The following is a 3900-nucleotide window of genomic DNA, read 5'->3' as shown; positions in this document are numbered from 1 at the left end:
TCAACCCACAGCAATTCAGTATCTCATCTGTCAACTCCTTTTTTCAATTTGGTATTAGATGCCGTTGCAAGGCATTGCGAAGTGCAATAATTTGAGGCATCGGGTTTCATTCGTTGATTAAGTATTTTTATGAAACCCTTTTCTATCCCCGCTTTGCTAGTTTTTGTCCTGTATTTAGGGTGACGCTACCCTTGATGCTTTTACCATCACAAGCAAACCACTCACCTGTATCTACCTTGTGCTGTACCTGTGCCCAGTCGGTAAACACAGCCGCCAGAACGTGATAATCCAACCCTTGCATGACCCGGCGAAACGTCGAGTACGAAGGGAGTTTCGTATCCGATGCAAGTTCCAGTTTCTGGCAGATTTCTTGCCCATAGAGTTCGACGAATTCCGCTAACGGGCGGTAGCCCCAGTACCCCATCATGGCACCGAGAATAATTAGCAGCAAAACGAACCATAGCTCATGGCGTTGGCCCCGAGCGGCGCGGAACTCTGGGATACGTTGCAGGTGTTCGATCAAGCTCATGGGAGTGAAGCTAAGTCACAACACAACTGAGTTTAGTTTTTCTACTCTGACCTTGAAACAGCGCTGCCGCAGCATGTGAGCATGAACCTTGAGCCCTAAGTTCGCCACTTCACCAATACGCTCTACCACCCGCGAAATTCCTGTCGCCTTGTCTGCTCGACCTGGAATAGTGGCAGGAATGAGAAACGATCGCTGCCGTTCATTTACAAAAATCTGAGCTACAGCGCTCTGCTGAAGTTTCAAAATGGCGTCTCGCTCATCGTGTTCTAGGGGGTGGGCAATCTCAACCAGAGCGGCAAGTGATCGCTCACCTCATGCTCGAACTTGCTGAAAAACGCCTTCTTCTGCGCCGTAGTCATTTCCTCAACCGAGGGCAACTCCAATGCTTCTCGAAATAGCTCTACAAAGTTGACAATCCCATAATCGGGTCCGCGCAACTGACTGCCCATCGTCGCGTTGTCCTTATAGGTCGGCAGCCGATCATCCCGACTGAATAAGCCAATTTGGTCAAACGTCTCGCTTAATCGTGCATTCGTGCGAAACTGCGTCTTGAAGTGGGGGTGGGTATCCAGAAAGGGAAAGTTTACGTTAGCAGTTCTGCCCATCTGCTGGTTGAAGGTTTTGATCTGGGTTTCGATGCGAGGGCGATCGCGTTCGGGGTCATCAAAGTCAAGATTCAAATCTCCCATCAGAACGTAATTCGGGAAGTCGCTCGACTTCTCCTTCACCCTTGCCAACAACCACTCCATCAGCGCATCAAATTCCTGCCGTCGATCCTCAATGCCGTCGCCAAAGTAGAGATGGGCATTAACTGCCATGATTTCGTAAGGTCGTGTTCCTGGACGCCCACTGATGCGGAAACTCGCGCAGAAGGGCTGACGGACGAAGGTAAGAAAAATAGGCAGCTTGATTTTGGTTCCCTTGCGGAGGTTGCCTTGTTCGTCAAGGTGAGGTGCGATCGCGTTCACCAATTCCGCACTATGTTCGATCATCGTAGTGATCAGCTTGGTGCGATCGAAGGAGATATCAGAAACGATATTACCTCGCTCAATCAGAGTGCGATTGTAGATAAAGCCCAAGCGTTCCCCTAACCCAGCCTCACCAGGAAATGCGCCCGTCACATCCGAAACGACTGCGCCAAAGTCTTCGCTCATCAGTTCCTTGAGATGGTCAAAGCCTTCGAGGTCATCCATGATTTCCTGAACTGAAAGCAGATCAAAATGCTGACAGAGTTGCGCGAGAAACTTCCAGGTGGCTTCGGTACGTTGCTTTTTGACCCCTAACTTACGGATGTTGAACGATGCCAAAACGACTGAGCCGCTCTCGCGTTCGGGTAGCCCATATTTGTAAGGATCTGTGGCAAATAAGGTATTGATTTTGTCCCATTCAGCCGCAGTTAGTTCAGCCATTGTTGCACCACCGTATTCGTCAGCTAGAACAGGTTGCATGATAACGAGAAAATCGCTGAATGGCAGAATTTTGAGTTGCTGAACCAGACAACAAGACGATTACTAAAATTTTAGAGTTGCGATCGCATCCACCACCTGCTGCTCCGTCACCTCCAAATACTTCTGCAACGCCGATAGCGTTTCGTGTCCTGAGATCTCCTGAATGACGCGCAGAGGCACACCCGCATTGGAAAGTCGAGTCAATGCCGTGCGTCTGAAACTGTGGGTACTTGCCCCCTCAATTCCTAACCCCTCGAACGCTTCTCGCAAAATGGCACTTGCGGAATCAGGGTGAATATGTCCTCGTCCCCAGCGACCAGGAAATAAATACCGCTTGCCCGCTTTGGGTTGATGAGTTTCCAGTAATGCCAGCAGTTCGGGTCTAACTGGAATTGATCGCGTTTTTAATTTCCCTTTAGTGTTGGACTTTCGCAGCGTAAGCCTGGGTCGAACACTGCCATTTGCCCCATACACATCAGCAGTTAGCAACGAGCATGATTCTGCAATCCGACATCCCGTGAAAAAGCAAACTGCGAAGAGGACGCGATGGTGATCGGTCGTCAGCCCGTTCTCAAATAATCGCGTAATGTCCTGGGTCGATAAAATCTTTGCCTGCCCGTGACGGTTGACCTTCATCTTCTTTCTACATCGGGAAAGTTTAATTTTACGATGTAGCAGCCTCAAACGCCCATATTGCGTATATTTTCAAAAAACTGGCACATCTGCTCTTGTTCTAGGGGAGTCTATTGCGAACGACTCCTATTTATTGAGAACGAGAAATCAGACTGGATCAGGGTCAACTCGGTTAGCTCAGTTTGCGATAGCGACTCCTAATTCCAGCTTGGGAATTCTAGTCCAAACGGTTAACTCGGTTTTCAGCGTCAACTTTTAGGAGTCTAATTGATGCCAAAACGAAATCAATTTGTGGTTCCTCACTCTGATGGGTGGGCAGTGAAGAAGGAAGGGAGCAATCGGGTGACTGCCACCTTCCAAACTCAATCAGTCGCAATCGAGTATGGGCGCGACTTGGCGATTACTCAACGCTGTGAATTGGTCATCCACGATCGCAAGGGAAACGTTCGCAAGCGTCGGAACTACAACCATCCTCGGTATGCGGCTTTGCGCTATGAACAAGTCAGGGCAGGAGTATGCCTCCTACAAAGCTTCCTTAGAATCGCCAACACCTGCTTCAGAAAACGCATTGAGCAACTAACACTATGGGCAAAGGTCAGAAGCCGATGGTTGGGGCTAGGGTTCCCCATGTTTGGAAGGATCAGATTGAGGGCATTTGCCAGGGGACAAGAGTGAAAGCGAAGTGGTGCAGGAAGCGATCACGGCTTACCTGGGACGGACCTCAATTCGGTTGAGTCCTTAATGAAGCGAGTTGCAACGTTAGAGCGGCAGTTGAAGAAATTGTCTCAGTTGGCGACGAGTTGATAGCAATGGCAAAAATAGATTTTTCAGCACAGATTGAGTATCTGCTATTCACTGGCGCAATTAGAGGTGAGGCTATTTTCCGACTGCATCACTTGTTAAAGTCCCACGAGCAAGGAACGGTCAGCGCTGAGGAGATGCAGGAAGCGATCAATGACTTCAATCCAGATTTATATCTAGAACTGCCATCAGATGAGATGTAGAGGCAATTATGGCTCAAATGCTTCCCGAATTTATCCAGGCAAAAGCCAGTCAAGGGGAGAAAAAGCTCTTTGCTGTACTGCGCGATCGCTTACCCGATGATTTCATTGTTTGGTATGAGCCACAAGTGAAAGGGCTGCATCCTGACTTTATCGTTCTAGGTCCAAATTTCGGGCTGTTGGTCATTGAAGTCAGACACCCCCAGCAAAGCTGGTGGCTTGATGAGTGTGACCGACCTCAAGGGGTGACAGCGAAGCTAGAAATTAGACAGAATGCCGGATGAGGGAT

At 49.0% G+C, this 3900-nt stretch carries 7 protein-coding genes; 3 read left to right on the top strand and 4 right to left on the bottom strand.

Translation table 11 applies throughout. The annotated features are described in order from the left end of the window. Positions 1-142: 142 nt before the first annotated feature. The 4 genes from AC5I6P_RS02240 to AC5I6P_RS02225 all read right to left on the bottom strand — a co-directional run bounded on the left by AC5I6P_RS02240 (position 143) and on the right by AC5I6P_RS02225 (position 2613). Positions 143-529 (bottom strand): transposase family protein, encoded by a 387-nt coding sequence (locus AC5I6P_RS02240; protein ID WP_495692135.1) that lies wholly within the window; start codon positions 527-529, stop codon positions 143-145. A 15-nt stretch (positions 530-544) separates the two neighbouring features. Further along, positions 545-772, bottom strand: a complete 228-nt coding sequence (locus AC5I6P_RS02235) for a hypothetical protein (RefSeq protein ID WP_495692134.1) — start codon at positions 770-772, stop codon at positions 545-547. Positions 773-795: 23 nt separating this feature from the next. Continuing rightward, positions 796-1977: an exonuclease/endonuclease/phosphatase family protein gene (locus AC5I6P_RS02230; RefSeq protein ID WP_495692133.1), complete on the bottom strand. Its 1182-nt coding sequence runs from the start codon at positions 1975-1977 to the stop codon at positions 796-798. A 63-nt stretch (positions 1978-2040) separates the two neighbouring features. Continuing rightward, the gene (locus tag AC5I6P_RS02225; RefSeq protein ID WP_495692132.1) at positions 2041-2613 is read right to left on the bottom strand and encodes a tyrosine-type recombinase/integrase; all 573 of its coding nucleotides are present in this window, start codon (positions 2611-2613) and stop codon (positions 2041-2043) included. A 267-nt stretch (positions 2614-2880) separates the two neighbouring features. Between AC5I6P_RS02225 and AC5I6P_RS02220 the strand changes: the two genes are divergently transcribed. From AC5I6P_RS02220 to AC5I6P_RS02210, 3 genes are all read left to right on the top strand, one after another. After that, positions 2881-3285, top strand: coding sequence for a DUF2188 domain-containing protein (locus AC5I6P_RS02220; protein ID WP_495692131.1), 405 nt, complete (start codon positions 2881-2883; stop codon positions 3283-3285). 134 nt (positions 3286-3419) lie between these two features. Next, a complete protein-coding gene (locus tag AC5I6P_RS02215) occupies positions 3420-3614 on the top strand; it encodes a hypothetical protein (protein WP_495692130.1) in 195 nt (64 codons plus the stop codon). Between the two features lie 8 nt (positions 3615-3622). Next, on the top strand, positions 3623-3895 hold the full coding sequence (locus AC5I6P_RS02210; RefSeq protein WP_495692129.1) for an NERD domain-containing protein: 273 nt from the start codon (positions 3623-3625) through the stop codon (positions 3893-3895). The last annotated feature ends 5 nt before the right edge of the window (positions 3896-3900 follow it).

Source organism: Myxacorys sp. (assembly GCF_059501405.1).
Note: the sequence above shows the minus strand (reverse complement) of the source record. Positions and strands in the feature narration are given on the sequence as shown.